This is a genomic window from Devosia sp. GW821-FHT12F11 (assembly GCF_058806655.1).
In genome coordinates this window covers 61,854-87,967 of sequence record NZ_JBXAPX010000004.1, presented here as the reverse complement: position 1 = coordinate 87,967, position 26,114 = coordinate 61,854, and the positions used below count along the sequence as shown (strand labels likewise).

The window sequence follows — 26,114 nt, the reverse complement described above, 5'->3', positions numbered from 1 at the left end:
TGGCGCTGCCAGCCCTTGGGCAATACTGTGGGCACCGGGTCTGATGATCCGCCGGATTGCTTGACCTTTCGGGCTTTGGTGAGGCAATGCATTGTGCCTCGCAAATCCGGGGCCGCCATGCCATCGCCCGAAACCGTTACCGCCGCCCTCGTCGTCATCGGCGATGAAATCCTGTCCGGCCGGACCAAGGATGTGAATATCGGCGCCACGGCGGATTTCTGCACCGAGCTCGGCATCGAGCTGAGGGAAGTGCGCGTCGTTTCCGACGTCGAGGACGATATCATCGCCGCGGTGAACGCGGTACGGGCGCGCTACACCTACGTGTTCACCACCGGCGGCATCGGACCGACACATGACGACATCACCGCCGATGCAGTGGCCAAGGCGTTCGGCGTCAAGCTGCCGATCAACGACGAGGCCCGCGCCATGCTGGAAGCGCGCTGGAAGCAGACCGGCACCGAAGTCAACGAGGCCCGCCTGCGCATGGCCAGGATCCCCGAAGGCGGCACGCTGATCGTCAACTCGGTCAGTGCGGCGCCGGGCTTCCGTATCGGCAATGTCCACGTCATGGCGGGCGTGCCCAAGATCATGCTGGCGATGCTCGAGGCGATCGCGCCGACCTTGCAGGGCGGCAAGAAGGTGAAATCGGTGACCATCCGGTGCGGCGTGGGCGAGGGCACTATTGGTGGTCCGCTCGGCCGCCTCCAGGACGAGTTCCCCGATGTGAAAATGGGCAGCTACCCGCAGATGGGGCAGACATTCGTGATGACCGAGCTGGTGCTGCGCTCGTCCGACGAGGCGCGGCTTGCCGAGGCCGCCGGCCGGGTGCGCGAGATGGTCGCCGAGGCGCATCGCGCCGCCGGGCTTTCGCCGGAAGTCGAGGCCTACTGAGTTTCCGGCCCGTGAGGGCCCTGTTTGAGATCGAGACGGCCGGGCCGTCCAGGAGAAGCAAGTGAACCAGACCCAGCAGAAATCCTTCCCAGTCACCTGGGACCAGTTCCACCGCGACAGCCGGGCGCTTGCCTGGCGGCTGCAGGCGCTCGGGCCGTTCGACGCGCTGGTGGCGATTACCCGCGGCGGCCTGGTGCCGGCGGCGATCGTGGCGCGCGAGCTGAACATTCGGGTGGTCGAGAGCGTCGCCGTGAAGAGCTACGACCATCAGAACCAGAGCGGCATCAAGGTGCTGAAGCCGATTGCCCCGGAGCTGCTGGAAAAGGCGCGCAGTGGCGGCAAGATCCTGATCGTCGACGATCTGGTCGATACCGGGGCCACGGCGCGCGTGGTGCGCGACATGCTGCCCGGCGCGCATTTCGCCACCGTCTATGCCAAGCCGAAGGGCCGCGAGATGGTCGACACCTTCATCACCGAAGTGAGCCAGGACACCTGGATCTTCTTCCCGTGGGATCTCGATGTCGCCTATGTGCCGCCGATCTCCGGCGCTACGGATTGATCGGCTGCACACTCGAGGTAACCCCGGCGAAGGTCGGGGTGACGTCGTGCAGGTGGTGGCATCGGACCTTCGCTCGCTGCCACCTGGCCTAGAGCTGCTGCACCACGTTGATCCACAGGCCTGACGGGTCCTTCAGGCTGAAGCGGCGCTGGCCGAATGGTTCGTCGGTCAGCGGGTAGTCGGGCTCCTTGCCGCTGGCGCGGACTTCCTCGAGCGCCGCCGCGGCGTCCTTCACCTCGAGCTCCATGCTGGTGCCGGCGGTGTAGGCCTCAGGGCCCGGCGGCCAAGAGGGGTGGCCCGGCGACATGAAGGCGATGCTGGCGCCATCGGCCTGCATCAGCACGAACCACTCGTTCTCGAAGATCACCGAAAAGCTCAGGTGCCTGGCCCAGAAATCGCGGCAGGCGATGAACTGGTCGGTGACGGTGATGGGGTAGTGGTCGATGAACTGCATGTCGGCCTCCTGTGTCAGCTTGGAGCGACAGGCATAGTGCACTGTCCCTGACGGCCGATGTCAGGGTTTGCGGCACCCAATAAGCTTGGATGACTGACGGTTCAGACCAGAAGCCAGCCCGGCGGTGAGCGATCGGTCGGATCGACCGGATGCGGGTAGGCCGGCCCGAACCATTGCCGGGGGCCGATGACCAGCTTGTCCGACGCCGCGCCAAGCCACGCGGCCCACCAGCTGAAGGTCGAGTTCGCGATGATGAAATGCCGGCACGAGGACATGAGGAACATATCCTCGTAGCCCGAGAAGCCCGTCACCGGTCGCAACCCCGGCCAGCCCGCCAGTTCGGCCTTGGCGATCTCGACATCGTCGCTGAACAGGAAGTAGGTGGGCTCCTCGACTCTCGCCTCCAGCGCGGATTTCGCGGCGAAGTAGTGGTCGGCGTGGAGCAGGCCGAAAAAGGCGACTGTCTCGGGCGAGTCGGTGTAGTCGCCACGCCGGATATGAACGGCGACAGGGTTCTTGGCTGCCGCGATCTCTGCGGCGAGTTCGGCGGTGCGCGGCGTTGCGAGCCTTTTGACGTCGAAGGCTTGGCGAACCGAGGCCTCGTGCCCCTCGAAATAGTGCCAGGATTGGAAGAAGCCGGACAAGGCGGCGGGGGCGGTGAGTTCCAGGAACTCTGGATCGAATCCCTCGACGCTGACGAGACGCGTGCCGCCGCGAAATGGGTCGGGCAGCAGCCGCAGCGCAGTGGCGACACGTCGGCCGAGCTTGAATGGCGGCACCCGGGCCGATTGCAACTCGATGCCAAAGTCGCGCAGGCCGAGGCGGCGGTCGCCACGATCCTTGCGCTCGTAATGGCGGATATCGAAACACAGCCCGGCTCCGAGCCGCTCCGAAAGGGTCAACCCGGCGGCATACTGGAACATCTGGTTCCCGAGGCCGCCATAGATGCTGACCCCGACCAGGTTCGGTCGCGCGTTGAACACAGTGCACCCCTTTGCCTCGGAACGACTATGTACGGAAATTGTGTGGTTGTCAGTGTCCGAGCCGATGTGGCAGTGCTCAGCAGCCGCGGGCGTGATGGAATGGTAGACATACCGGACTTAAAATCCGGAGGGGGTATCCCCGTGTGGGTTCGAGTCCCACCGCCCGCACCACTCAGAGATCGGAACGCTCGTCGAACGCAACCAGCGTCACTCGAGCATTCCGGGGAGGATGTGCCTCGAAAAGAACGAAGGCTGCGGCTCTGCCGGGAGCGGGTTGCTCTGTACCGCACAACGCTGCAGCTCGGCGACCAGCAGCAGCGCATCCTCGGCCTTGCGGTTGACCCGGTGCTCGCGATAGGCGGCAAGGATTTCCCGGCGCTCCTCGGAGGGGAGCAGGGCTTCCAGCGAGCGGTCCTTGAAATAGAGCCGGCAGGCTCTGTCCCAGATGCGCAGCTGTTCCGGCTCCGAGATGAACTGCCGGTTGCGCAACCGATCAAGCGTCGGCTTCACGTTGACCAGGGGCTCAGTCAAGGGGGGATAGCCGAGTTCTTCCGGGCCGTGGGAAATCGCAACCGCAGCGTCATCGTCGAGAGCCCCGCTACAATATGCCTGGGCGATTTCGCCGATGGGAACCATGCCAAACGCTGCGCATTCGGCGGCGCGAAGCGCCCCCATCGAGGACGAACCAAGCATGGTTACGCCGCGTTCCAGGGCGAAGAGGATTTCCTTGTGCCATGGCGCTGCCACGGCATCGAAAAAACCATCGACCAGGCCGATGGCCTCGGCGCCGTCGAGGACGGCCTGGGCGATGTCACCTTGCTTGGCCGGAGGGCGGACGGTGATGCCGGTCAGATCCGGCGTTTCGCCGTAGAGCGACGGCCCGACGAACAGCACCCTCATAGCGCCAGCACCTCGAGTGCCCGTCGACCCGGTGACCAATTGACGTTGGTTTCCCTGTCCTCGAGTACCGCGGAAAGCGCCCGCACCACCGAGATGCCGTAGGGGGCGCCGCCCAGTTCGCTCCAGACGATCTCGGCGGTCGGCCCAATGCGCTCCGCCAACTGCTCGAGCAGTTGCGGCAACGGCGTATCAGGGGGCAGCCAAACGGGGGCCTGGGCCTGGCCTGGGCCGCGATGCTCCAGGAACGCAATCGACTCGTCCGCCTGCTCGAAATACTCGGCAGGCAGGAAGTCGTCCCGCCCGCCCGCGATGTTGGTAATCCTGGTCTGCGCCGCTTCGGTGATGGCGCGGCCAATGGCGCGGGTTCCTGTCGGGTGGCAGCCATAACCCGCGGCGATATCGAACAATCTGGCGTTGTCGGAGGCGCGCTCGCTGATCACTGCCATGACGCACGGAACGCCGAGGTTCGTGGTTTGGTCGAACAGCCGAAGTTCGAGGTCGGCGTCCTGGATCTGTTTGCCGAATGCCCTGATCACGGCATCATCGACGGTCTCGATCGGGAACTCCGTCGCGAGCCTCGCAGCATCGGGCAGCAGCGACCACAAAGAGGTGGCGTCTCGCTCCACCAACTCGCAGATGGCGTGAAACAGGGCTTCCTCGGTGGTATTGCCGGAGGCAAGGCCATTGGTGCTCCGGCCAACCTCCGGCAGGTCGGCGGCCTCCTGGCCGATCGTCAGGGCGTCGCGGGGGATCCAGATCGTCTCATTGCGCGGCCAAGTGCTTCCCCGCAGCCATCGGATCGGGGCGCCGGTAGACAGCGGCCGATCGGCTGGCAGCAGGCGGGCCGCATCGTAGTAGCTCTCGCCGGCCAGCCGAAGTGCATCGGCAGCGGCAAGCCGCGCAGGAACCTCCGATCGTTCCGCAATGGCGAACTCGGCAGCCTCCATCAGCGCCGATGCCATGGCGCCGGCATCGTCGCGCCCCTTTCCCTGGCTGACGCTAAGCGTCAGTCCAGCGGGCCGAATTGCTGAGAAGCAGGGTATGCCAATACGGTCGAGGCCGGTCTGGCGCGCCAGTCGGGTAATGCCGAGCGAGGCAAGATGCGGCCGCAACCGCTCAACGGTCAGTGCGGCCGGCGTATTGCGTTCGCCATATTCAAACCAGCTTGACGGCGTCGAAACGGCGCCGTCCACCGATTACTGCCGGAAAAACTTGCGGCTGGGAATTCGGGGCAGGGCCGGCAGTGCCTTGGCAATCGGGGCGACCTTCGGCGAAGCGGATGAAGTGTTCAATTGCAATCCTCCTGATGACACGGCAGGAGGCCTACAATCGAATTAAGATAGGGTTTAGGCGTGGCGAGAGAAGCCAGCCAAAAGCAATGCGTTGAGATAGTGCGCCGTGTCGTCCGGATTAGGGGCCGGATAGAGGCTTTGCCACTTCTCAACCGTGAACCCGGGATCCCGGGCCAACGCTTGCTCTCGGTATGCTGCCGCAGCCTGTTTGTCGTTCAGCATCGCCGCAGAGGCCGCCATCAGGCGTAGCGCCAGCCCCGGGGACTCCATCGCCGACAGTCTCGTCAGGGCCTGCTGGTATTCGCCCCGGAAGAAGCTGACGGCTCCAGCGATCCAGTAATAGTCGTCCGGGGCCAGCGGATTGAGGGAAAGAGCCCGGGAGATCTTGGCTTCGGCTTCATCGTGCCGGGACAGATGGGTGAGAACGTCTGCCTGGTCGACAAGCAGGTCAGCATGGTTCGGGGCGAACTCATGGGCCGCCTCGAAAAGCTCACGGGCGCCGGCGAGGTCATGCAGGTACAGGGTGGCGTGGCCGATCTCGCGCAGGCCGGCGCTGTCGTTCGGTTCATAGCTGTAGGCGCGCTGCGCCAGATGCCGAGCGTCGTGCAGCAGCGTGCGGTCTGCACTGCCGCGCTCCAGCCATTCCAGTGTCTTGGTCCGCGCCAGTTGGGCCAGCGCCGGTGCAAAGTCCGGCGACAACTGTATCGAGCGCTCCAGCGACTTCTGTGCCCGAAGCAAGGAGTTGAGATCGTTGCGATCCCGCCTTTGCATGGCGATCAGGTAGTGGACATATGCCGATGCGGCGCCCGTACGTCGGTATTGCTGCAACTCGTATGCGCCGATTTCGCCGCAGATCTTATCGGCGAGTACCGCGCAAAAACTGTCATGGATGCCCTGCAGCGCACCAGAGCGCAGCTCGACCTCACTGCGATAGATGCGCCGGCCAGGGCCGGTTGCGACCACGTCGATGCTCATCAACGCAAATGGCAGTTCTCGCTGGCACAGAACCACGTCAGTCAGAACGACGTAGTCGGCGGGGAGCATCTCTTCCCAGATTGGGCCGTTCGTCAGCTTCATTGCCGAGTGTGGCGCGATTACCTCGTAGAGGCGGCTCCTGCAGAGGCTGAGCGTAACATCAGTGACCAGCGACAGCGCGATCTTGTGATCTTGTACGTCAACCAGCGGCGAGCTGTGGCGCGGCGGAACAATCAGAAGTCGAGGAATAGTGCTGGTCGCTCGTTCCGCAACTGTTCCCGGGGACTGTGACAGGTCAGCTCTCACATCAGGAAATCCGATTGAATTGAATGGCCGTCTCCTGGTCCCGACCGTAGCCGCTATTTCTTGCCCGCGGAAGCACCGAGACGACGATATCTGGAACTATTGCAGATTTGCCGCTGCATCGCCGAGCCGGTTCACAGATGCGAGCCTCCGACAGCTGATCGGGCTGCGGCTTCCGGCCAGAGGCAGGCTGCGCGAAGCCCCGGTCCGAGAACACAGGCGGTCCTTGGGCCGTTCGCGCTGCGCGGCTGCGACCTTGACACCGGCCCGCCGGACATCGGAAGGCTTGAGCGGGCAGGGGGGTGTCGGAGCGTTCTGCAGAGCCCGCGGCGCCGGGTTCGGAAAGCTCCTGGGTCCTGAGCCCCATCGCCTGCACCAGCCTTGGAGGAATGACGTATGCTGCTGAAGCTCGAGGTGCTGGAGGCGATCAAACGTGGCGAGATCACGCTGCAGTTCCGGCGCTGGACCCGTCCGACGGTGAAGCCCGGCGGGACGCTGAAGACCAAGGTGGGGTTGCTGCAGATCGGCCGGATCGACGACATGTCGCCATCCGCCGTGACCGAAGCGGATGCGAAGAAGGCGGGTTTCAAGGATGTTGCCGAATTCAACAAGTGGCTCGGCACGATGAAGGAAGGTCCGCTGTTCCAGCGAATCGAGGTCAGCTATCTGGGCGAAGCGCCATGATGCGGCTCGCGCTGGTCGTCGCGACACTACTGCTCGGGGCGCTGCCGGCAGCGGCCGAGGAGGCCTGCGAGACCTGGACGGCGGGGGCGCAGGAGGATGAGGGCGGACTGGTGTTCACGGTTTCCGCCTGCGCCACCGATCGGCCGGATTCCTACCTGTTTCTCACCTGCTCGGCCGGCGAAGTGTACATTCGCTACGACCTCGCAGCAGGCGCCGAGCGCTCTCCCGAAGAAGACGAAGTCAACGATGTCGATTTCACCGTCGGCGTCTCCACGCAGCGGCTGTCGATGCGCTACGAGGCAATGGATGGGATGTTCGCCGGGAGCGTGCCGGCGAATGGACCGCTGATGGCGCTGCTGAAATCGGGCGAGGGTCTGAGCGTCGTCGATGCCGACGGCCGCTACCCGATCCATACCTTCGGCCTCACCGGCTCATCCACCGCGTTGTCGCGGCTGGTGCAGCAGTGCAACTAGGCCTGCAGCCGCTCGCGTAGCCAGGGCTGGTCGTCGAGGTTGGGGCCAGTGACGGTAAAGCGGCCGACCGATCCCTCTAGCGTCCGTTGCAGCACCACCAAGGCCCGGACCCATTCGGTGTAGAGTCGGCGCGACCGGCGGACACCGTCGAGCGAAACGCAGCGGGTATGGGCGGCGTGCCAATCGGGGCGGCGCGCCTCGCGGGCGAAGCGGCGGATCACCGTGGCATGCGGTACAGGCAGGGCGAGCACCGCCCAGTAAACCGTCAGCGCGTCCGGATCGGCGCCTGCCGCGGTCTCCACCGACTGGTGGCGAAAGGCCCAGACGAGCAAGTCCTGAATGTCGATCCGTTGGCCCATTTCACCTCGCAGACACTCAGGGTATTTCGCCGTTTCAAGAGCCGTCGAAATGCTCAAGGTCTTCCATCCTGGTCGCGCTTTCGATCCCCGGATCAAGTCCGAGGAGGAAAAGTCTGCAACTCTTCCTGAAAGCGCTCGTAATCTGAAGGGGAGGAACGGCCGACGAAATACCGAGTTTCCACATTTCTCGGCGATTGCCGGAGGGCTGGTTGACGCGGGGTGAAGCTTGGCGTCGCAGCTTCTGCGCAAATCGATATTGACCCTCACGTAGCGTCAGGGACTATCCCCTTATCCCGCGGAGAACGCGTGCGATGAAAACACTGACGGTCAAAGAGGTTGCGAGGCTTTCCGGAGTATCGGTCCGGGCGCTGCACCACTACGACCGGATCGGTCTTCTGCGGCCCGCGTTCACCGGGCAGAACCGCTATCGCTACTACGGACAGGAGGAACTGCTGCGGTTGCAGCAGATCCTCTTGCATCGAGAACTCGGCATTCCGCTTTCGGAGATCGGCGCCATCCTCGATGCGCCCGGCTTCGACCGGTTGCAGGCGTTGCGCCTGCAGCGCGAACGGTTGAGCGAGGAGGCCAAGCGCTATGCCCAACTCGTCAGGACGATCGACCGCACGATCGCCAGTCTGGAAGGAGATCGCGCGATGAGAAACGCGGATTTGTACGAGGGCATCTCGCCCGACAGGCAGGCCGAATACGAGGCTTGGCTGGTGGAGCAGTATGGCGGCGATATGCCGGAGCGCATTGCGCTCAGCAAGCGCAAGTACGAGAGCCTGTCGGAAGCGGAAAGGCTTGAGCTCAACCAGGAGCTGCACGACATGGAACAAGGCCTCGCCGAGGGCTTGCGCCGTGGCGTGCCGATGGGGTCGCCCAGCCTCGATCCGCTGCTCGGGCGGCATCGGGCGTGGGTGTCTCAGATGTGGGGCAAGCCATGCCCGCCTGAGGCCTATGCCGGCCTTGCCGACCTTTACCTCCAGCACCCCGATTTCATCGCCCGCTACGAGACGATCGAGCCGGGGTTCGCCGAGTACCTGTCGGGTTCGATGAAGGTCTACGCCAACCGGCAAGGGTAACAATCCGGCCGCCGGATTAATTCGTCCGGCGGCCGGAACGTTTGGCGTCCGGCCCGCATTATCCGCCCCGAACGCTAACCCCCAGGGAGACCGGGAAATGCACAAGGACGAGATCAAGGGCGCGGCCAAGCAGGCGCGCGGCAACGTCAAGGACGCCATCGGCAAGGCCACCGGCGACCGCAAGCTGCAGGCCGATGGCGCCGCCGACAAGGTCGAAGGGACGGTCCAGAAGGCCGCCGGTAAGGTGAAGGAAGCAGCGCGCGACGCGCTCAAGCACTGAGCTGCGGCTCCGCTCGCCCAGAAGGCCGCCCACCGGGCGGCCTTTTGCATTAGGCTCCGAGCATTCAGCACGGAGTCGCGGGCATGATCGGCAGCATTCTGACGGGCGTCATCGCCCTCATTCACATCTACATCCTGATCCTCGAAATTTTCCTCTGGGACAAGCCGCAGGGGATCAAGGCGTTCGGCACGACGCCGGCCTTTGCGGCCGAGTCGAAGACGCTCGCGGCCAACCAGGGACTCTATAACGGATTCCTCGCGGCGGGGCTGATCTGGGGCATCTGGCTGGGCGAGGCCGGCGATCCGATCAAGATCTTCTTCCTGCTGTGCGTTGCGGTGGCAGGTGTGTTCGGGGCTGTCACCGTCGGCCGCAAGATCTTGTTCATACAGACAATTCCCGCTGTTGTGGCGCTAGTTGCCGTGTGGCTCGCCTGAGCTTTTGCACAAGCAGGTGGATACTCGGTTGGGCAAAAATTGCTCACGTGAGGCGAACTGGCTAACCTTGCTCCTGCGGACGGATCTGAGGGGCCATAGACAGTGAGCTATCTGGAGTTGAAGCGGAGGCCACGCCTCCGACCGAGGGCAGTGCCGCCCTATTTCCGGCACATGGTGGAGGTCCTATGACCTCGAGCAAGACAGTGTCAGTCGCGTGGGCGGACGAGGCGCCGGAAGCGGCCCGGGAGCCTCCGCAAACTGGGGCGCGATCCACGGTGAAGCAGGTGGTGTTCCTGGTCGATTTCGGCATGGTCAGCCACGGGCTGGCCCCGCTGTTCGTCGACGGCCACGCCACCGAGATCGGCTTCTGGGGGTTCTCCAACGACATCATCCGCCGACTGACGCGGCTCAACGAACTCTACGACCGGCAGGTCAACTGGGACAACCCGAACGACCCGACCTGGCGGATATCCGAGCGCGACCGCAACGAGTTCAATGCGCTGCTGCCGTTCCTCGTCTCGGAAATCCAGATCGCGCTCGGCGACAAGTGGGAAATCGTGCTGGAGAGCGAGCCGATCTAGCGTGATGGGCCTGTGTGAGATCGACCCATCCTGCGTCCGTACCGCATGACGTAGAGTGTGGGGCTGGGATTTTGCGCTCACTCAAAGCTGTAATGCAGTCGCACGCAGCCGGTGCCCAACATGTTGGATGACAGAAGCTTCAGGCGCTTTTCGAAGCCGGTGGCCGGAAAGAGCGGGAAGCCGCCGCCGAGCAGTTGCGAGATGACGTAGATCTCGATCTCGTCGAGTGCGCCGCGTTCCATGAACGCCATCTGCAACTGGCCGCCGCCGAGCATCCAGACGTCGCCGTCGTCGAGCGCGCGCAGTTCGGCGACCAGGGTGTCGATGTCGGTGCGGGTTTCGAGTGCGCCGATCGGCGAGGGCAGGGGGCGCGAGGTGACGACAATGACGCGCTGCTCGCCATAGGGCCACGGGATGTTCTCACGCACCAGCCAGTCATAGGTACCGCGGCCCATCACTACGGTACGAATGCGCTTGATAAACAGGTTGTAGTCGAACTCGCCCAGCTGCATATCGGTGCGCTGGGTGAGCCAGGTGAGGGACTCGCCGGGGTCGGCGATGAAGCCGTCGAGGCTCGAAGCGATGTATCCGACGATGCGGGCCATGACGAATCTCCTTGTTGGCGCTGGTGTAAGCCATTTATAAACGAACATTCGTTTATATTGGAAGCCATGTCCAGACCCCGCAAGATTTCAGACGAGGACGTTGTTGAGGCGGTGGCGGGGCTGGTGTCGCGCGAGGGCCCGGCTGGCCTGACCTTCGCCTCGGCTTCGGCTGCCACGGGCCTGTCGCCGGCGACACTGGTGCAGCGTTATGGCAACCGCGAGGCGCTGTTGCGAGCGGCTTTGCTGTGGATGTGGGATCAGCTCGATCTCAGCGTTGCCGGCGCCGATGCGAGCCATCCGGTCAGCGCGGAAGGGGCGATCGCGCTGCTGGTCCGGTTGTCGGCGGGGTATGGCGCCGGCGACGAGGCGGCGCAGGGCCTGCTGCTGCTGCGCGAGGATTTTCGCGATCCGGTGCTGCGGGCCCGCGGCGTGGCGTGGAACCAGGCGATGACCCGCGCGCTCGGCCGGCGGCTCAGCCAGGATCCGGTGCGGCAGGAACTGCTGGGCCGGCTGATGGCCAGCCAGTGGCAGGGTGCGGTGCTGTGGTGGGGGTTTTCGCGCGAGGGGACGCTGCGCGGCTTCCTCAGGCGCGAGATGCGCGAATGGCTGACGGTAACGGGCATTTCGTAGTTTTCGGGTTCATTCCGGCGCGAACCACCACTACATTCTCCGCATGCACTATCGCATGCTCGACACCGCTTTAGGCCCTATGGCGATCGGCTGGACCGATGCCGGGATTTCGCGCGTGCTGCTGCCCGGCGATACCCCTGAGGAAATGCGGGCGCGGCTCGAGAAGGCTGGAGGCGTCGAAGACGCCGGTGGCCAGGCGGAGGTCGCTGCGCGGATCCTCGCCTATGCCGAGGGGGCGAACGATAATTTCGCCGATGTCGCGCTCGACCTGTCGCGGGCGCCTGAGGTCAACCGTCGCATTTACGAGCACATCCGCGAACTCGCCTGGGGCGAGACCACCACCTATGGCGCCATCGCCCGCTGGCTCGGCAATGTGGCGCTGTCGCGGGCGGTGGGCGCCGCGATGGGCGCCAACCCGATCCCGCTGATCGTGCCGTGCCACCGGGTGCTGGCCGCCGACGGCCGCACCGGCGGCTTCTCCTCGCCGGGCGGCGTCAGGGCCAAGATGGAAATGCTGGCGCTGGAAAGAGCCGCTTCGCCGACCGGGCAGTTTTCGTTCGGGTTCTAGGCACCGCAGGCTTGGCGCTCCGGTACGACGCCATCGAAGAGCTCGGCGATCGTCGCGGGGATGCCACCGCCCATGAAGGTCGCGAAGTCAGTAGCGGAGACGAGGCCGTCGCGGCCCAGCCGTTGCAGCGCGGCGGCAATCCGCGCGTGGTAGACCTGCATGAACGCGAAGGTTCCGTCCTTCTCGATCTCGTAGACGCCGGAACCGGCTTCGATTTCCCCGCCGAACATCTCGCCAAGCACGGCCATTGGCGCGCCTTGCACGCCCATGCCAAGCCGGATCATGTCGACGCGCGCGAGGTAGTCGTTGATCATCGCGACCAGGGCCGCCTTCTGCCTGGGGTCGCAGAAGCGCATGCTCTTGGTGGCGATGCGGCACTCGATCATCGTGGCCATCGGCCCGAAGCCGTCGGTCACAGCACGGTTGGCGAGGACGGCGTCCGCCGGCATCTCGTCGTCGCTTACCGCACGCGCCTTGGCGCGGCAGCGCGCGGTATCCTCATCAGTCCAGGTCAGTGCTGTGTCGGCGGAGGCGACGAACTGGGCCGGTGGCGCCGCAGGTGGTTGTGGCGCGTGGGGGCTGAACCATGCCACGTAGCCGAAATAGGCCAGGCTGCCGACGGCGACGACGGCCAGCACGGTGACTGCGAGATCGACGATGCCGAGCCGCCTGCCCTGGACGGCTGACGGTTTCGCCGTGCTTCGCACATCGCGTACCAGATCGCGCCCCGACATGTCCGCCTCGCAGCATAGCTCGTCGGCACGATGCTAGCGTAGAGCCGTGAAGGCAGCCTTTCGTAATTGGCGAGGAATGCAAGGATGGCGGCAACCTGCCGGCTACTGTCCGCGCTTGAAGACCTTCAGGTGCCCCAGCTGCTTCACCACCTTGCCGGCGACGGTTTCGATCGGATCCTCAACCGAGACGGCCAGCACGTTCTCGTCGGGGTCCGGCCGCTCCAGCGTCGCGAACTGGCTGTCGAGCAGCTTTGGGCTCATGAACTCGTGGTTGCGGGCCTCGATGCGTTTGCGGATCGTATCGATGTCGCCGTCGAGGAAGACGAAGAGGATCGGCTCGCCCGCCTTCTCGGTGAGGAAATCGCGATAGGCGCGCTTCAGCGCAGAGCAGGCGCCGACCGCGACGCCCTTCTGCTCGGCCGCTTCATGCAGCGCGCCGGCCAGCGTCTCCAGCCAGGGCCAGCGGTCTTCGTCGGTGAGCGGGATGCCGTTACGCATCTTCTCCTTGTTGGCAGGCGGGTGGTAACCGTCGCCATCGAGGAACGGGGCGTGCAGCCGCCGCGCTATGGCCGCGCCGGTCGCCGACTTGCCCGACGACGACACCCCCATGGCGATGATGATGCGGGCGTTCTCAAACGGTGGCAGTGAAGGCGCCGTCGACATAAAGAATGTGTCCGTTGACGAAGGTGGAAGCCTCGGAGGCGAGGAAGATGGCGGCGCCGCCCAGTTCGGCCGGCTCGCCCCAGCGACCCATCGGCGTGCGCTTTTCGACCCAGGAGTTGAATTCCTGGTTCTTCAGCAGCGCCTCATTGAGCTCGGTGCGGATGTAGCCGGGAGCGATGCCGTTTACGTTGAGGCCGTGCTTGGACCAATCGACCGCCATGCCGCGGGTCAGGTTGGCGATCGCCGCCTTGCTCGCCGCGTAGGGGGCTATCGAGGGGCGGGCGAGGTTGCTCATCACCGAGCAGATGTTGATGATCTTGCCGCTCTTGCGCGCGATCATGCCGCGCGCCACGGCCCGGCCGACGATGAAGGCCGAAGTCAGGTTGGTGTCGATGACCTGCTTGAATTTTTCGAGCGGCCATTCCTCGAGCGGCGCACGGTGCTGCATGCCGGCATTGTTGACGAGGATGTCGATGGGGCCGATTTCGGTCTCGGCGTGAGCGATGGCGTCCTCGACGCTGTCCTCGCTGGTGACGTCGAAGGCCAGCGCCTTGACGTTCAGCGCGCCGTCGTCAGCGAGACGCGACGCGGCATCACCGAGGGCTGCCGGGTCGCGGCCGTTGAGGATCACCTCGGCGCCGGCGCCGGCGAGCGCGGCAGCGATGCCGAAGCCGATGCCGCGGCTCGAACCAGTGACCAGAGCGCGCTTGCCGCTCAGATTGAATAGAGAAATCGAGTCCAAAGTCAGTGCCCCTCCCAGGCTCAGGCGGCGCGAGACTAGTAGATGACGCGCGGCTTGGTAAGACCAAGAGACCTTCGTGGTGAGGAACGTGCACAGGGCAGGTGGGTCAGGGCTCCGATGGGGTGGCATTCGGGCGTCGCCCGTGCCAAAAAGCCGCGCAAAGAAATCCTAATGACTCCCAATGGAGATAATGATGGCGTCTGCCGATATCGGCCTGATCGGGCTCGCAGTAATGGGCTCCAATCTGGCGCTCAACATCGCCGAGAACGGCTACACCATCGCGGTCCACAACCGCACTGCCTCGAAGATCGATGATTTCGTCGCGATGGCGAAAGAGCAGGGGCTCGATCAGAAGGTCGTGCCGGAAGCCGACCTGGTGCAGTTCATCCAGTCGGTGAAGCGGCCGCGCTCCATCATCATCATGGTCAAGGCCGGCAAGCCGGTCGACGAGATGATCGAGCAGCTGCTGCCGCATCTCGAAGCGGGCGATGCTATTCTCGAGTGCGGCAACTCGCTCTACACCGACAGCCAGCGGCGCTACGAGTATCTGAAATCCAAGAATATCGGCTTTCTCGGCATCGGCGTCTCCGGTGGCGAGGAGGGCGCGCGCCATGGCCCGTCGATCATGGTCGGCGGTCCCGAGCAGCAGTGGAAGAACGCCCAGCCGATCCTCGAGGCGATCTCGGCCAAGTTCAACGGCGAGCCGTGCTGCGCCTATCTCGGCGAGGGCGGAGCGGGCCACTTCGTCAAGATGATCCACAACGGCATCGAGTATGGCGACATGCAGATGATCGCCGAAACCTATGGCGTAATGCGTGACGGGCTGGGGATGAACCCGGCTGCCGCGTCAAAGGTGTTCAAGGACTGGAACCAGGGGCCGCTGAACTCCTACCTGATCGAGATCACCGGTTACGTGCTCGAGGCGATCGAGCCCAAGACCGGCAAGCCCCTGGTCGAGCTGATCCTCGACAAGGCGGGCCAGAAGGGCACCGGCACCTGGACCGCCATCGCGGCGCAGCAGCTGGCCGTGCCGGCCACCGCCATCGAGGGCGCCGTGGCGGCGCGCTCGATCTCGTCGCGCAAGGATGAGCGCGTCGCGGCCGAGGCGGTGTACGGCAAGCCGTCTGCCGGCAAGGCCGATGTATCGCTGGCCGAGCTCGAAAAGGCGCTGCTGGCAGGCAAGATCGTCTCCTATGCGCAGGGCTTTGCCGTGCTGTCGAAGGCCTCGGAGGAGTTCGGCTGGAACCTGCCGCTCGCCACTATTGCCAAGATCTGGCGCGCCGGCTGCATCATCCGCTCTCGCTTCCTCGACCAGATGTCGGCGGCTTACGCCAAGGGCGGCGCCACCAACCTGCTGATGGTGCCCGACTTCGTCACCATCATGCAGGACGCGCATAAGTCGTTGCGCAAGATCGTCGCGGCAGGCGCCATCGGCGAATTCCCGCTGATCTGCCTCAGCGCCTCGCTGGCCTATTTCGACAGCTACCGCCAAGCCCAGGGCACGGCGAACCTGACACAGGGGCAGCGCGATTTCTTCGGCGCGCACGGCTTCATCCTCACTGATCGCGAAGGCGAGCAGCACGGCAAGTGGCCATCGACGCTGGGGAAGTAAGCACCACCCACCGCACCAAAGAGAAATCCCCGCGAAAGCGGGGATTCTCGTTTGTGCTACTGACCGGCGGGACGTTCGATCGGATCGCCGTTCTCGTCGTGCGGCGGGGTCTGTTGCTGGCCGGGCTGGGCCATCTCGTGGATGTGCTCTTTCTTGGCCACGCGCGGGCGGTGCATCAGGTCGAAGCGGCGCACGGTGTAGATGAACAGCAGTGCTGCAACGATCACCAGGATGCCGGCGCCAAGGAACGGTGCGCCCGGGAAATAGCCCGGCGTGCCGGGTTGGCCTTGCGTGAAGTGGCTGAACAGCTGCGTTGCCAGCAGGGGTCCGAGAATCGAGGCCAGCGAGTTGGTGGCGTTGATGGCGCCCTGCAACTCGCCCTGCGCATCGTCAGGCACCTGGCGCGACATCAGCGAGTTGATCGCCGGCCCCGCGACACCGGCGAGCGAGCCGAAGATCAGGAAGAAGTAGAGCGGGATTTCGGAGTGGATAGAAGCCGTGCCGATGAAGGCGATCGCGGCCGCCAGCATGCCGAGCAGCACGGTGGACCACTCGCCGATGCGCTTGGTCAAGAGGCCGACCAGCAGGGCTTGGCTCGCGGCGAAGCCCAGGCCGAAACATCCCAATGCGACGCCGATCTGGGCGGAAGAGAAGTTCAGCACTTCGATGGTGAAGAAGTTCCACACCGACGGGAAAGACTGGCTGGCAAGCACGAACATGCCCAGCGAACCCATAAGCCAGAGCACCACGGGGTTCTTGCTCAAGCTCCACAGCACGCCGAACGGGTTGGCGCGGCGGATATCGAACTTGCGGCGCTTGTCCTTGGCGAGGCTCTCGGGGAGCACGAAGAAGCCGAACAGCAGGTTGGCTCCGGCGAGAACAGCCGCTGCGTAGAACGGCCAGCGCGGTCCCAGTTCGCCAAGCAGGCCGCCGATAACCGGGCCGAAAATGAAGCCGAGGCCAAAGGCGGCGCCGATCAGCCCGAAGCGGTGGGCGCGCTTCTCGCGCGGAGTGATGTCGGCGATGTAGGCGGTTGCCGTCGCCACCGAGGCGCCGGAGATGCCGGCGATGGTGTGGCCGATGAAGATCAGCACCATCGAGTTGGCAAAGCCCATGATGGTGTAGTCGATGGTCAGCCCCGCCAGTGCGATCAGGATGATCGGGCGGCGGCCGAAGCGGTCTGAGAGGTTGCCGAGCGCAGGACCGAACAGGAACTGCATCAGCGAATAGGCGAAAACCAGATAGCCGCCGATCACCGCGGCCTGTGCAACGCTGCCGCCCGAGAGCTGGCCGATCAGTTGCGGCAGCACCGGCAGGATGATGCCGTAGCCCAGCATATCCAGGAAGATGGTGATGAGCACGCAGGCGAGCGTGAGATTGGATTGCGGAGAAACAGGCATGCGGGGCGACTATTCCCAATTTGGAGCGGCAGTTGACACATCGCCTTCGACGAAGGCAAGCGCCAAGGGGTTAGTGGACATCCTGCCGCGGCGGGCGCGGCGCCGAGGGCAACCCCTCGGGATCGGGCGCGGCGTCGTAGCCGTAGAGCCAGCCGAGGCGCTTCAGATGCCCCCGTGGGCCCTGCAGTTTCACTACGGCGTTACGGGCGAGCGTGAACGGCCACTCCAGATGGAAGGCGAAGCCGTTGGAGGTTGAGAGTTTTCGCACCCGCTCGACGCGCGGCTGGCGCAGCGCAGCGTAGCGGCGGAGCGCCGACTCGGCGTCGGCTTCGGTCATCAGCAGCGGCGCGAGGATGGCGGCATCCTCGATGGCCATGGCGGCGCCCTGGGCCTGGAACGGCAGCATGGCGTGTGCGGCATCGCCGATGAGGCCGACACCGCCTTCCGACCAGGTCGGCGTGGTGACGGTGGAGACCGGCCAATAACCCCACTCATCGCCGGCGGCTTCGCGGATAGCGGCGAACTGCCGGCTCTTCAGCGCCGCCCAGGGCAGGTCCGGCGCGCGTGGCGGCTCGGCGCCAAAAGTGCGTGCGGCCTTGGATTTGGCGAACAGCGCGACGTTGACCTGGTGACGGTGCGGTAACGGGTAGGTTACGGCATGATAGCCCGGACCCCAGAGCAGGCTCGTGCGGTCCGGCGCCAGAACGCCGTCGAGCGCCGACTGACCGAGCGTGATGCGCCAGGCGACCATGCCGGAATACGTGGCCTCGGGGCCCATCAGCACGCCCATACGGGTACGCGAGTTGACACCGTCGGCGCCGATGAAGGCGAAAGCCCGGGCTGAGCGCGACTTGCCGTCGGCCTCATCAACCGTGACGGAGACGCCGCGCGAATGGCTCACCACATCGTAGGCCCGTACGCCAAACAGCAGGTCGATATTGGCGAAGCGCTTGCACGCCCGGTACAGCACTTCGGCGAGATCGGCGCGGTGCATCACGGCATACGGCACACCGAAGCGCTGCTCCATCACCTGGCCGAGTTCCAGCGTCAGCAGCGGATGGTTCGCGCCATAGGGACAGACGTCGATCCCCTCGGGCTCGAACGCCTTCGCGGCCAGCGCCTTGTCGAGGCCCAGCCGATTGAGGATCTTGCGCGCATTGGGGCTGACCTGCAGGCCGGCGCCGACTTCCTGCACCTTAGCGTTGCGCTCGAGCACCACGACGGTCGCGCCGAACTTGGCCAGCGCCAACGCCAGCGTCATGCCGGCAATGCCGGCGCCCGCGATGTAGACGGTACGTCCGTTGCCGGACATCGGGGAAATCAGGCGGCTTCGGAGTGATACACCGCGGAGAGCGGCTCGGAGGTGCCGGGCGCCAGCTGCGGGTTGAACACGTAGAGCGTCGAGCAGTACGAGCAGACCGTCTCGTTGTCCTTGCCCATGTCGATATAGATGTGCGGGTGATCGAACGGGGGCAGGGCGCCGACACACATGAACTCCTTGGAGCCGACCTCGATGCGCGGCAGACCCTGGGTATTGTGGAAGTGCGGGGTGCTCTCGTGCGCCATCGGGTGGTCCTCGGGTTCGAATTCGGCCGGAACATAGCGGGGGGAGGGCGGGAAGCCAAGCGTCGCGGTGTGCGTGTTGGACGCTCTGGTGCGGGAAGAGCACCCCCACCCCTGTCCCCTCCCCGCAAGAGGGAGGGAGACGCTCACATGGATGAGCTTGGACAAGCCGCTAGTGCTTGCTAAACCAGCGCCCCAATCGAAAGGCCGTTCCCTTGTCCCAGTTCAGCTCCGCCGGAATCTCCATCGCCTATGAAGTGCATGGTGAGGGCAAGCCGATCCTCCTGATCCACGGCTTTGGCTCGTCGGGGAAGGTCAACTGGATCGACACCGGCTGGGTGGAGACACTGGTGGGGGCCGGCTACCAGCCGATCACCTTCGATAATCGCGGCCACGGCGCCTCCCGAAAACTCTACGACGCGCAGCTCTACTTCGCCCATGAGATGGCAAGGGACGCCAAGCGCCTGCTGGACCACCTCGGCATCGTGAGGGCGCCGATCATGGGCTACTCGATGGGCGCCCGCATTGCCGCCTATCTGATGCTGCAAGAGCCTGATGCGGTCAGCTGCGCCGTATGGGGCGGCATGGGGCTCAACCTGATCTCCGGGCTCGAGGACAGCGAGGAGATCATCTCGGCGTTGACCGCCGAGTCGCTCGACCAGGTGACCGGGCGCACCGGCCGGCAGTTCCGCATCTTTGCCGATCACAACAAGGCCGACCGCGCGGCACTCGCGGCCTGTATGGTCAACTCGCGCGAACCGATGCGCGAGGCCGATGTCCGGCGTATCAGCCAGCCGGTGCTGGTCGCGGTCGGCAGCGACGACGACATGGCCGGGTCGGCTGCGGGGCTCGCGGCGCTGCTGCCGCAGGGCGAAGCCTTCACCATCGAGCGGCGCGATCACATGCGCGCGACGGGCGATAAGCAGTTCAAGGCGGCGGCACTGGAATTCCTCGCGCGGCACGCCCAGGAGTAACCATTCAGCGCGAGTTCAGCGGCCGCGAACCAATCTGTGCGCTATGGGTTGGTATCGGAGCACGTTTTGGCTTATATCGGCATCCGCCGATGGAGAGCGTTATGAGCACGAATTTAAGAACGGCCAATGTCACGGCCATGGACCCGGTGTGGGACGCAGTGGTTTCGGGCGCCCGCCAGGTGGTTGCTACTGAACCCTCGCTCACCAACCTGCTCTATTCCAACGTGCTCAACCACGACGGCTTCGAGGATGCGCTGGCCCACCGGCTGGCAGAGCGGCTCGACCATCCCGACGTTTCCGCCGACCTCATCCGCCAAGCGTTCCGCGAGGCGCTCGAGGCGCGCCCGGAGATCGGGCTCGAGGCGCGCGCCGATCTCGCGGCAACGCTGGAGCGCGATCCGGCACTGCACAAGGCGGTCGATTGCTTTCTCTATTTCAAGGGTTTTCACGCCATCCAGACGCACCGCTTCGCGCATGCGCTGTGGCTGATGGGCCGCAAGGATTTCGCGCTCTACCTGCAGAGCCGCTCGAGCGCGGTGTTCCAGGTCGACATCAATCCGGCGGCGCGCATCGGCAAGGGCATCATGCTCGACCACGCCACCGGCTTCGTGGTCGGCGAGACCGCCACGATCGGTGACAATGTCTCGATCCTGCAGGGCGTGACGCTGGGCGGTACGGGCAAGTCCGAGGAAGATCGCCACCCCAAGATCGGCAATGGCGTACTGATCGGCGCCCACGCTGTGGTGCTGGGCAATATCCGGGTGGGCGACTGCGCGCGCATCGGCGCGGGCTCCGTGGTGGTCAAGGAAGTCCCGCCGAGGGTGACCGTCGCCGGCGTTCCGGCGCGGATCATTGGCGAGGCGGGCACGCCGCATCCGGCGTCAGTGATGGACCAGTTGGCAGTGGTGCAGGACCTCACCGGCTGATTCTGCCGCGAACCGGCGGGCCCGCCGCCCGCATTTTGCGCCCTTCATCGCGGAAAAATGCATGGCGCGGGATTGCCCGCCGGGGCGCAATGCCTATTGTGGCGATCCCAAATCGACCCTCGCGAATGCCCTTGAAGGAGCCGCCGTGAACCATCCTGAAATCATCAAGCTCCAGAAGTTTCTGCAGCAGAAGTTCGGCAACCGGAACATCGATGTCCGCCCGCGCAACAAGCAGAACGACAGCGTGGAAGTGTATCTGGGCGAGGAATTCCTCGGCCTGATCTATGTCGACGACGAGGACGGTGACCGATCCTACAATTTCCAGATGGCTATTCTGGACGTCGACCTGGACGAGATCCACTAAGCACCGTCTGTCGGGAGCGCGGCCTGATCGGTCGCGCTTTCGAACGGGAAAAGTCCGCGACTTTTGCTGAAGGCGCTCTAGAGCGCGCCGATCTGCCCCAACCTGGCGGTGAGTTCCGCATCGAAATCACGCCAGTGCTGCAGCGCGGGTTCCGGGAAGGCGTAGACCGCCGCGACGCCCGGCCCGAGATAGACTGTCCTCAGGCACTGGCCTGTCGCCGCCGAGGCAATCGGCTTCGAACATTTGGCGACGAACGGCTCGGCCGACAGTGGGTCGTACCAGACCACTTCATCTGCATAACCACCGTCCGCCCGTAGCGGCTTGCCCACGAGGCCTGGTGGGCCGGCCAACTGCTCGGGCAGGAACTGGTGCAGGTACACGCCATCGAGCAGGGCTGCGCTCGGTCGTGCGCGACTGCGCGGCAACAGCGTCACGTCCACCGGCTCGCTATGTCCGTCGACACCGAATGGCAGCTCGAAGCGCAGGTCGATCTGCTTGGCAAAACCCTCGATGCGCTGCTCCTCGTAGCGAAACCAGGACAGCGGGATTTCGAGATCGCGGCCGCCGAGCGTCCGGGTGAGGGTGGTTTCGGTATCGAGCCGGTGCGCCTGAGTTCGAGCCCCGCGCCCGGCGGCGTCGATCAGGTAGGCAACGCCGATTCCGACGAGGCTCAGCAGCACGGCAATGGCGGCGAGATTGAAGCCGATCGGGTGGTGATGGGGTCTGTGGACCTGAGCCTCGCCGGCCATCGCTGCAAATTAACCAGTGTTGTGTGCGTCAGGTGACATCCCAATGGGCGCCGGATATGCTTAACAAAGAGTTAAGACGATCATTCAGAGGGCGCGTGAATGCTCAGGGAATTGCTGCTGGCCGGCCTGATCATGGCGGTCGGGCTCGCCATCGCCGGTGCCGGCACCTACCTCTATCAGTGGCTGGCGAAGACTCAGGCCGAGTTGCGCTATGACGGCAAGACCTTTGCCCACGGCCTCGGCCACCTGGCAATGAGTTTCGTCTGCGGTCCGTTCATCATGCTGCAGCTGGGCTGGCAGCACGATCGCAACGGTACGCTGTCGATCAGTTCAGCGCTGATCGCAGCATTCGTCGGCTTCGGCTGGGCCTTCATCACCGGGCTGATGTTCGTCGGCACCTATTTCGCCATCACCAGCTGACGGCGTAGGCCTTACTTCGACGCAACGAAGGTGGTGCGGGGATCGACCAGGTCGACCCACTGGCCGGCGTCGGCCTGCGACTGGCGCTTGAGGTAGGTGTAGGGCGTTTCGTTCCAGACGAGGATGCGGCCATCCTGGTTGTCGAGCACGAGGTCGCCGCGGTCGGTGCGGACCATCAGCACGGCATGGCCGGTACCCTTGGCCTCGCGAACCACCGTGACCAGCAGCGTCGACGGGTTCCAGCCCGCGGAGATCAGCGCCTTGCGCTTGGCCAGCGCAAAATCCTCGCAGTCGCCATAGCCGTCATCGGGATAGGCCCAGTACTCGGCGACCTGATAGTAGTCCTCGTCGGTGATGGCGGTGATCGCCGAGTTGACGACGTTGTTGACCTGGACGAGTTCGGCCCAGCGCGCTTCGGTCAGCACCATGGCGCCAACGGCGTTCGGGTTGGCCTTGCATTCACTGCGATGCGACTTGCAGAACTCGGAGGCGCCCACCGGGATGCTAGTGATGCCGCCGGCCGGAGCGTAGGCGGGGTTGGTGAAATCGACCTGGTCGGCGTGTGCCGGCATGGCGAGAACGAATGCCGCCATCCCGATTGCGACTGCCGCTGCGATGAACCCTTTGAACTTCGACATCGTGGTTGCCCCCTGACGGAAGCCACGATGCCGGGGCCGAATTGCCCCGAACGAAAAACTGCAAGCTAGTTTTTATGCGAATTCGAACGGTCCTGGTGAGGACTCGTTAGGCATGGCGGGGTGGATAGAAATCAGGGGCGGCCAGAGCGCTCGCAACGAAGCGACGAAAGGCTCTAGTTGACCCGGAGGTTCTGCTGCACGACGGTCAGCATTTCCTGGGCAGAGACGAACTCGACCGCGACGCCGTCGCCGAAATGACGAACCACGCGGGCGCGCATGCGGCCGAGGGTCACCGGGGTGCCCATGGCCGGGCGGACGGCGAGTTCGATCGCGGCGCCCGACAGCGAGATGTCGATGATCTTGCAGTTGTAGCGGCGGCCATCGTCGAGCACGACAGTGGAGTGCCGGTTGTCGGGCACGACGCGCTCGTGCCGGCGGTCTTCCGGCAGGTTGAGCAGATCCTTGTTGGCGAGCCACGTGAGTTGTGCCGCCATCTTGTCGCGCTTGCGCGAGGTCGCGACGATATCCATCTTGAAGCCGCCATCGATGACATCGGTGATGTCCCCCTCGATGCGGCCGAGATGATCGATGTAAGCGATGACGCGTTCGCCGGCGATCCCCGAGATCGGCGCGATCACCACGGCGTCACCCGGCGACATTTCGAGCACTTGGCAGGGGAACTCGCGGCGATCGGTAAGCATGTAGCGGCCGAGCAGCGAAACCCTGACGCGCTGAAAGCGCGGCAGTTGCGCATACGAGCGGGCAGGTCGCGCGGAGCGTGCGTTGTCGGTGAGCATCAGAGGAGACCTGCCGGGGCCAAGCGATTGATTGGCCTACACTAGTCCGCTCTTGGTTAATCGAAGGTAAGGCTTGCGGCGCACAATGCGCCAAATCGGCGATTTTTAGAGCCGCATTGCGTTTCCTTGAACCGCACTGCTGCTCCGAGCCCTTGTTTGTCGCGAGATCGAAGCGGAAAAGTCTGCAACTTTTCCTGATCTCGCTTCAGCGCCGACCGCCATCAATCACTGCAAGATGAGCGTAGCGGCGAGCGGTACGGCCGAACACGGTGGCGCTCATCGGGGCAGGGACGGGCGATCCGGCGCTGGCGAAGACCAGGTCCTCGGCCGGCACGGAAGCCGCCACATCGCTCGCCATATCGGCCAGCGACACGTCGTCCGGCCAGATCAGGCGCAGGCCGGTGATGCGCTGCTCCATGATCGGCTGCACGCCGAACCAATAGGGTTCGTCGATCGAGGTCATGGCGCCGAGCAGGCGCGTCTGGGTGCTGCCATTGTGACGCAGCGGCAGCAGGATGGTCTCGACCGACAGGCGGGTGTGCACCGCCGTCGTGCCCTGGAACGTGACGAGGGCAACCGCATGATCCTCGGTGACGGCGCGGACCAGGGTGTCGATGGCGTCGCGGTCGCGTTCGTGCCACAGACGCGTGAAGGAGCGGCCTTTCAGCTCGCGGGCATAGGCCGAGCAGAGATGCGAGCCGGCAAGGCGGAAATCGAACTCGTTGGAATCGTTGAGCTCGAGGATAAAGGTATTGGCGAGGGCGGAACGGATTCGGGTCGGGTCGATATCGCGCCGATCCGGAGCACTGCGAGAACCGCGGAGCGCATTCCAATAGTCGAACAGCGCCTTGGTGCTGGCCTTTTGCATAGTCTTTTTGCCTTGTTCCCAAACCCCGAGCATCGCATCCCGGAGAAGGGGCGACCGCCGCAGCACCAAGAGTGACAAATGCCTGAGCGGAAATCGCCCTTAAACAATTGTTAGGGTTAACGCGGCGGACCCCGTGTGGATAAGTCGGGGGATTGGGCTACAAAGCCCGGAAAACCGGGAGTTTTCATGTCTGACGAGCGAAATCACCAACAAAATCAGGCGTCTGACGGACGCCAGCCGGCCATTCTGCTGCCCGGGGTAGTGACCGCGCTGCTGGGCCTGATGTTGGCCGTGCACCTCGCCAGAGCCTTCGTTCTTAACGAACAAGGTGTCCTGCAACTGATCACCTGGTTCGCCTTCATTCCCGCTCGCGGCATGCCCGGAGCCGAGATCGACGGAGGGTGGATACCGCTGCTCTGGACACCGTTCACACATGCCTTTTTGCATGCGGGATGGGACCACCTTTTAATCAATTGCGCCTGGTTGGCCATTTTCGGCACCCCGGTGGCCCGCCGTTACAGCCCCCGAGCCACGGTGATTCTCTTCCTTGCGAGTGCCGCGGCTGGGGCTGCGGCGTTCGCGGCAACGACACTGCCGATGTTGCAGGTGCTGCTCGGCGCCTCCGGCGGCGTCGCGGGGCTCACCGGGGCCGCGTGCCGTTTCATCTTCCAGCCGGTGATCGTCGGGCGCGATCCCGAGACCGGTACCGAGCACGTGCTCGGGCGGCGGATGGCGAGCCTCGGTGAACTGATGCGCAACCAGCGTGCCGCCTTCTTCATTGTGGTGTGGCTGGTGCTCAACGCAGCGGTGCCGTTCCTGCCCATGCTGATCGGGCAATCGATCGGTATCGCCTGGCAGGCGCATCTGGGCGGCTTCCTCGCCGGCCTGTTCCTTACGCCGCTGTTCGAACGCCGCCCCGCCGCCCCTGAGGAGGAAAGCAAATGAGCGATATCATCGACCTCACCGCCCGCATCGTGACGCTGGAGACGACGATCGCCTTTCAGGACCAGGCGATCGAGGAGCTGAACTCGGCGCTCGCCGAGCACTTCAAGGAAATTGAGGCGCTGAAGCGAGAGCTGCACAATCTCGGCTCGCAGTTGCGCGACGTCGAGGCGCACCCGGCGCTGGCGCCAGCGGTCGAACCGCCGCCGCCGCACTACTGAGCTTTGTAGACCTCAGCCGGATCGAACAGCCGCGGCTCGCCGCTCTGGCGCAGCGTCGCGGCGTCCTCGACGATGCGGTAGAAGCAGCTTTTCCTGCCGGTGTGGCAGGCCGCGCCGCGCCCGGTCTGCTCGACCAGCAGCAGCACCACGTCCTGGTCGCAGTCGGTCCGCATCTCAACGAGCTTCTGGATTTCGCCCGAGCTTTCCCCCTTCTTCCAGAGCTTTTTCCGCGAGCGCGAATAGTAGTGCACCTCGCCGGTCTCGATGGTGAGCCGCAACGCCTCTGCGTTCATATGCGCCACCATCAGCACGCGATTGCTGCCGGCTTCCTGCGCCACGGCGGTGACGAGGCCGTGCGCGTCGAATTTCGGCGCGAACAGGGCGCCTTCCTCGAGGTCGGCGTGGCTGAGGGCAGTGGGGTCGGCAAAGGAGGTGTTCATGGCCGGGT

At 64.6% G+C, this 26,114-nt stretch carries 36 protein-coding genes and 1 tRNA gene; 19 read left to right on the top strand and 18 right to left on the bottom strand.

The window, feature by feature from the left end; all coding sequences use genetic code 11:
- Positions 1 to 117 precede the first annotated feature (117 nt).
- The gene (locus AC1ROK_RS13260; protein WP_492847577.1) at positions 118 to 891 is read left to right on the top strand and encodes a competence/damage-inducible protein A; all 774 of its coding nucleotides are present in this window, start codon (positions 118 to 120) and stop codon (positions 889 to 891) included.
- 61 nt (positions 892 to 952) lie between these two features.
- On the top strand, positions 953 to 1,450 hold the full coding sequence (gene gpt, locus AC1ROK_RS13255; RefSeq protein ID WP_492847576.1) for a xanthine phosphoribosyltransferase: 498 nt from the start codon (positions 953 to 955) through the stop codon (positions 1,448 to 1,450).
- An 88-nt stretch (positions 1,451 to 1,538) separates the two neighbouring features.
- On the opposite strand, the gene AC1ROK_RS13250 is transcribed toward gpt, so the two are convergent.
- Both AC1ROK_RS13250 and AC1ROK_RS13245 read right to left on the bottom strand, forming a co-directional pair.
- Positions 1,539 to 1,904, bottom strand: a complete 366-nt coding sequence (locus AC1ROK_RS13250) for a VOC family protein (protein ID WP_492847574.1) — start codon at positions 1,902 to 1,904, stop codon at positions 1,539 to 1,541.
- 101 nt (positions 1,905 to 2,005) lie between these two features.
- On the bottom strand, positions 2,006 to 2,887 hold the full coding sequence (locus tag AC1ROK_RS13245; protein WP_492847572.1) for an alpha-1,2-fucosyltransferase: 882 nt from the start codon (positions 2,885 to 2,887) through the stop codon (positions 2,006 to 2,008).
- An 85-nt stretch (positions 2,888 to 2,972) separates the two neighbouring features.
- Here AC1ROK_RS13245 and AC1ROK_RS13240 point away from each other — a divergent pair.
- A tRNA-Leu gene (locus AC1ROK_RS13240) sits at positions 2,973 to 3,058 on the top strand.
- A gap of 36 nt (positions 3,059 to 3,094) precedes the next feature.
- Here AC1ROK_RS13240 and AC1ROK_RS13235 read toward each other — a convergent pair.
- The 3 genes from AC1ROK_RS13235 to AC1ROK_RS13225 all read right to left on the bottom strand — a co-directional run bounded on the left by AC1ROK_RS13235 (position 3,095) and on the right by AC1ROK_RS13225 (position 6,156).
- On the bottom strand, positions 3,095 to 3,787 hold the full coding sequence (locus AC1ROK_RS13235; RefSeq protein ID WP_492847570.1) for a TfuA-like protein: 693 nt from the start codon (positions 3,785 to 3,787) through the stop codon (positions 3,095 to 3,097).
- Positions 3,784 to 4,980 (bottom strand): YcaO-like family protein, encoded by a 1,197-nt coding sequence (locus tag AC1ROK_RS13230; RefSeq protein ID WP_492847568.1) that lies wholly within the window; start codon positions 4,978 to 4,980, stop codon positions 3,784 to 3,786. The genes AC1ROK_RS13235 and AC1ROK_RS13230 overlap by 4 nt, the downstream gene beginning before the upstream one ends.
- Before the next feature lie 153 nt (positions 4,981 to 5,133).
- Positions 5,134 to 6,156, bottom strand: coding sequence for a tetratricopeptide repeat protein (locus AC1ROK_RS13225; protein WP_492847566.1), 1,023 nt, complete (start codon positions 6,154 to 6,156; stop codon positions 5,134 to 5,136).
- A gap of 597 nt (positions 6,157 to 6,753) precedes the next feature.
- Here AC1ROK_RS13225 and AC1ROK_RS13220 point away from each other — a divergent pair.
- Positions 6,754 to 7,041 carry an ASCH domain-containing protein gene (locus AC1ROK_RS13220; protein WP_492847564.1) on the top strand — a complete coding sequence of 96 codons (288 nt, stop codon included), beginning with the start codon at positions 6,754 to 6,756 and terminating at the stop codon, positions 7,039 to 7,041.
- The gene (locus AC1ROK_RS13215; RefSeq protein ID WP_492847562.1) at positions 7,038 to 7,514 is read left to right on the top strand and encodes a hypothetical protein; all 477 of its coding nucleotides are present in this window, start codon (positions 7,038 to 7,040) and stop codon (positions 7,512 to 7,514) included. Before AC1ROK_RS13220 ends, AC1ROK_RS13215 begins: the two co-directional genes overlap by 4 nt.
- Here AC1ROK_RS13215 and AC1ROK_RS13210 read toward each other — a convergent pair.
- On the bottom strand, positions 7,511 to 7,873 hold the full coding sequence (locus AC1ROK_RS13210; RefSeq protein WP_492847560.1) for a hypothetical protein: 363 nt from the start codon (positions 7,871 to 7,873) through the stop codon (positions 7,511 to 7,513). The two genes, AC1ROK_RS13215 and AC1ROK_RS13210, sit on opposite strands and share 4 nt — an antisense overlap.
- Positions 7,874 to 7,922: 49 nt before the next feature.
- On the opposite strand from AC1ROK_RS13210, the gene AC1ROK_RS13205 reads away from it, so the two are divergent.
- The 5 genes from AC1ROK_RS13205 (at position 7,923) to AC1ROK_RS13185 (ending at position 10,250) form a co-directional block, all read left to right on the top strand.
- Entirely contained in the window at positions 7,923 to 8,096 is a 174-nt protein-coding gene (locus tag AC1ROK_RS13205) for a hypothetical protein (RefSeq protein WP_492847558.1), read from the top strand.
- 88 nt (positions 8,097 to 8,184) lie between these two features.
- Positions 8,185 to 8,955, top strand: coding sequence for a MerR family transcriptional regulator (locus AC1ROK_RS13200; protein WP_492847556.1), 771 nt, complete (start codon positions 8,185 to 8,187; stop codon positions 8,953 to 8,955).
- 97 nt (positions 8,956 to 9,052) lie between these two features.
- Complete coding sequence (locus AC1ROK_RS13195) at positions 9,053 to 9,235, top strand: CsbD family protein (protein WP_492847554.1); 183 nt, start codon at positions 9,053 to 9,055, stop codon at positions 9,233 to 9,235.
- A gap of 83 nt (positions 9,236 to 9,318) precedes the next feature.
- On the top strand, positions 9,319 to 9,669 hold the full coding sequence (locus tag AC1ROK_RS13190) for a DUF1304 domain-containing protein (protein WP_492847552.1): 351 nt from the start codon (positions 9,319 to 9,321) through the stop codon (positions 9,667 to 9,669).
- A 203-nt stretch (positions 9,670 to 9,872) separates the two neighbouring features.
- The gene (locus AC1ROK_RS13185) at positions 9,873 to 10,250 is read left to right on the top strand and encodes an immunity protein CdiI family protein (RefSeq protein WP_492847550.1); all 378 of its coding nucleotides are present in this window, start codon (positions 9,873 to 9,875) and stop codon (positions 10,248 to 10,250) included.
- A 77-nt stretch (positions 10,251 to 10,327) separates the two neighbouring features.
- On the opposite strand, the gene AC1ROK_RS13180 is transcribed toward AC1ROK_RS13185, so the two are convergent.
- Positions 10,328 to 10,855, bottom strand: a complete 528-nt coding sequence (locus AC1ROK_RS13180; protein WP_492847548.1) for a dihydrofolate reductase family protein — start codon at positions 10,853 to 10,855, stop codon at positions 10,328 to 10,330.
- Positions 10,856 to 10,921: 66 nt separating this feature from the next.
- On the opposite strand from AC1ROK_RS13180, the gene AC1ROK_RS13175 reads away from it, so the two are divergent.
- Together AC1ROK_RS13175 and AC1ROK_RS13170 are read left to right on the top strand one after the other, a co-directional pair.
- Positions 10,922 to 11,485 carry a TetR/AcrR family transcriptional regulator gene (locus AC1ROK_RS13175; protein WP_492847546.1) on the top strand — a complete coding sequence of 188 codons (564 nt, stop codon included), beginning with the start codon at positions 10,922 to 10,924 and terminating at the stop codon, positions 11,483 to 11,485.
- A gap of 55 nt (positions 11,486 to 11,540) precedes the next feature.
- Positions 11,541 to 12,053, top strand: a complete 513-nt coding sequence (locus AC1ROK_RS13170) for a methylated-DNA--[protein]-cysteine S-methyltransferase (protein ID WP_492847544.1) — start codon at positions 11,541 to 11,543, stop codon at positions 12,051 to 12,053.
- Here the strand turns inward: AC1ROK_RS13170 and AC1ROK_RS13165 are convergent.
- From AC1ROK_RS13165 to AC1ROK_RS13155, 3 genes are all read right to left on the bottom strand, one after another.
- On the bottom strand, positions 12,050 to 12,787 hold the full coding sequence (locus AC1ROK_RS13165) for a hypothetical protein (protein ID WP_492847542.1): 738 nt from the start codon (positions 12,785 to 12,787) through the stop codon (positions 12,050 to 12,052). The genes AC1ROK_RS13170 and AC1ROK_RS13165 overlap by 4 nt on opposite strands.
- Positions 12,788 to 12,889: 102 nt before the next feature.
- On the bottom strand, positions 12,890 to 13,450 hold the full coding sequence (locus tag AC1ROK_RS13160) for a gluconokinase (protein ID WP_492847540.1): 561 nt from the start codon (positions 13,448 to 13,450) through the stop codon (positions 12,890 to 12,892).
- Positions 13,419 to 14,198, bottom strand: coding sequence for a glucose 1-dehydrogenase (locus AC1ROK_RS13155; RefSeq protein ID WP_492848367.1), 780 nt, complete (start codon positions 14,196 to 14,198; stop codon positions 13,419 to 13,421). Before AC1ROK_RS13155 ends, AC1ROK_RS13160 begins: the two co-directional genes overlap by 32 nt.
- Before the next feature lie 187 nt (positions 14,199 to 14,385).
- On the opposite strand from AC1ROK_RS13155, the gene gnd reads away from it, so the two are divergent.
- The gene (gene gnd, locus AC1ROK_RS13150) at positions 14,386 to 15,804 is read left to right on the top strand and encodes an NADP-dependent phosphogluconate dehydrogenase (RefSeq protein ID WP_492847538.1); all 1,419 of its coding nucleotides are present in this window, start codon (positions 14,386 to 14,388) and stop codon (positions 15,802 to 15,804) included.
- 56 nt (positions 15,805 to 15,860) lie between these two features.
- Here the strand turns inward: gnd and AC1ROK_RS13145 are convergent, their stop codons facing one another.
- The 3 genes from AC1ROK_RS13145 to AC1ROK_RS13135 form a co-directional block, all read right to left on the bottom strand.
- Positions 15,861 to 17,204 carry a TCR/Tet family MFS transporter gene (locus AC1ROK_RS13145; RefSeq protein WP_492847536.1) on the bottom strand — a complete coding sequence of 448 codons (1,344 nt, stop codon included), beginning with the start codon at positions 17,202 to 17,204 and terminating at the stop codon, positions 15,861 to 15,863.
- A gap of 70 nt (positions 17,205 to 17,274) precedes the next feature.
- Positions 17,275 to 18,516 (bottom strand): FAD-dependent monooxygenase, encoded by a 1,242-nt coding sequence (locus AC1ROK_RS13140; RefSeq protein WP_492847534.1) that lies wholly within the window; start codon positions 18,514 to 18,516, stop codon positions 17,275 to 17,277.
- Between the two features lie 8 nt (positions 18,517 to 18,524).
- Entirely contained in the window at positions 18,525 to 18,770 is a 246-nt protein-coding gene (locus tag AC1ROK_RS13135; RefSeq protein ID WP_055882046.1) for a zinc-finger domain-containing protein, read from the bottom strand.
- A 212-nt stretch (positions 18,771 to 18,982) separates the two neighbouring features.
- Between AC1ROK_RS13135 and AC1ROK_RS13130 the strand changes: the two genes are divergently transcribed.
- The 3 genes from AC1ROK_RS13130 (at position 18,983) to AC1ROK_RS13120 (ending at position 21,031) form a co-directional block, all read left to right on the top strand.
- Positions 18,983 to 19,741, top strand: coding sequence for an alpha/beta fold hydrolase (locus AC1ROK_RS13130; RefSeq protein WP_492847531.1), 759 nt, complete (start codon positions 18,983 to 18,985; stop codon positions 19,739 to 19,741).
- Positions 19,742 to 19,842: 101 nt separating this feature from the next.
- The gene (gene cysE / locus AC1ROK_RS13125; protein ID WP_492847529.1) at positions 19,843 to 20,667 is read left to right on the top strand and encodes a serine O-acetyltransferase; all 825 of its coding nucleotides are present in this window, start codon (positions 19,843 to 19,845) and stop codon (positions 20,665 to 20,667) included.
- 145 nt (positions 20,668 to 20,812) lie between these two features.
- Complete coding sequence (locus tag AC1ROK_RS13120) at positions 20,813 to 21,031, top strand: DUF3126 family protein (RefSeq protein WP_055049303.1); 219 nt, start codon at positions 20,813 to 20,815, stop codon at positions 21,029 to 21,031.
- A 77-nt stretch (positions 21,032 to 21,108) separates the two neighbouring features.
- Here the strand turns inward: AC1ROK_RS13120 and AC1ROK_RS13115 are convergent, their stop codons facing one another.
- Positions 21,109 to 21,780, bottom strand: a complete 672-nt coding sequence (locus AC1ROK_RS13115; protein ID WP_492847526.1) for a hypothetical protein — start codon at positions 21,778 to 21,780, stop codon at positions 21,109 to 21,111.
- A gap of 99 nt (positions 21,781 to 21,879) precedes the next feature.
- Here AC1ROK_RS13115 and AC1ROK_RS13110 point away from each other — a divergent pair, with 99 nt between their 5' ends.
- A complete protein-coding gene (locus tag AC1ROK_RS13110; protein ID WP_492847524.1) occupies positions 21,880 to 22,200 on the top strand; it encodes a DUF6949 family protein in 321 nt (106 codons plus the stop codon).
- 11 nt (positions 22,201 to 22,211) lie between these two features.
- On the opposite strand, the gene AC1ROK_RS13105 is transcribed toward AC1ROK_RS13110, so the two are convergent.
- From AC1ROK_RS13105 to AC1ROK_RS13095, 3 genes are all read right to left on the bottom strand, one after another.
- Positions 22,212 to 22,838, bottom strand: coding sequence for a transglutaminase-like cysteine peptidase (locus AC1ROK_RS13105; protein WP_492847522.1), 627 nt, complete (start codon positions 22,836 to 22,838; stop codon positions 22,212 to 22,214).
- A 173-nt stretch (positions 22,839 to 23,011) separates the two neighbouring features.
- Positions 23,012 to 23,635, bottom strand: a complete 624-nt coding sequence (locus AC1ROK_RS13100) for a PilZ domain-containing protein (protein ID WP_492847520.1) — start codon at positions 23,633 to 23,635, stop codon at positions 23,012 to 23,014.
- A gap of 205 nt (positions 23,636 to 23,840) precedes the next feature.
- The gene (locus tag AC1ROK_RS13095; protein ID WP_492847518.1) at positions 23,841 to 24,503 is read right to left on the bottom strand and encodes a PAS domain-containing protein; all 663 of its coding nucleotides are present in this window, start codon (positions 24,501 to 24,503) and stop codon (positions 23,841 to 23,843) included.
- A gap of 186 nt (positions 24,504 to 24,689) precedes the next feature.
- Here AC1ROK_RS13095 and AC1ROK_RS13090 point away from each other — a divergent pair, with 186 nt between their 5' ends.
- Entirely contained in the window at positions 24,690 to 25,448 is a 759-nt protein-coding gene (locus tag AC1ROK_RS13090; RefSeq protein ID WP_492847516.1) for a rhomboid family intramembrane serine protease, read from the top strand.
- Positions 25,445 to 25,666 (top strand): SlyX family protein, encoded by a 222-nt coding sequence (locus AC1ROK_RS13085; protein ID WP_492847514.1) that lies wholly within the window; start codon positions 25,445 to 25,447, stop codon positions 25,664 to 25,666. The genes AC1ROK_RS13090 and AC1ROK_RS13085 overlap by 4 nt, the downstream gene beginning before the upstream one ends.
- Here AC1ROK_RS13085 and hisI read toward each other — a convergent pair.
- The gene (gene hisI / locus AC1ROK_RS13080; protein WP_492847512.1) at positions 25,660 to 26,106 is read right to left on the bottom strand and encodes a phosphoribosyl-AMP cyclohydrolase; all 447 of its coding nucleotides are present in this window, start codon (positions 26,104 to 26,106) and stop codon (positions 25,660 to 25,662) included. The genes AC1ROK_RS13085 and hisI overlap by 7 nt on opposite strands.
- Between the last annotated feature and the right edge of the window lie 8 nt (positions 26,107 to 26,114).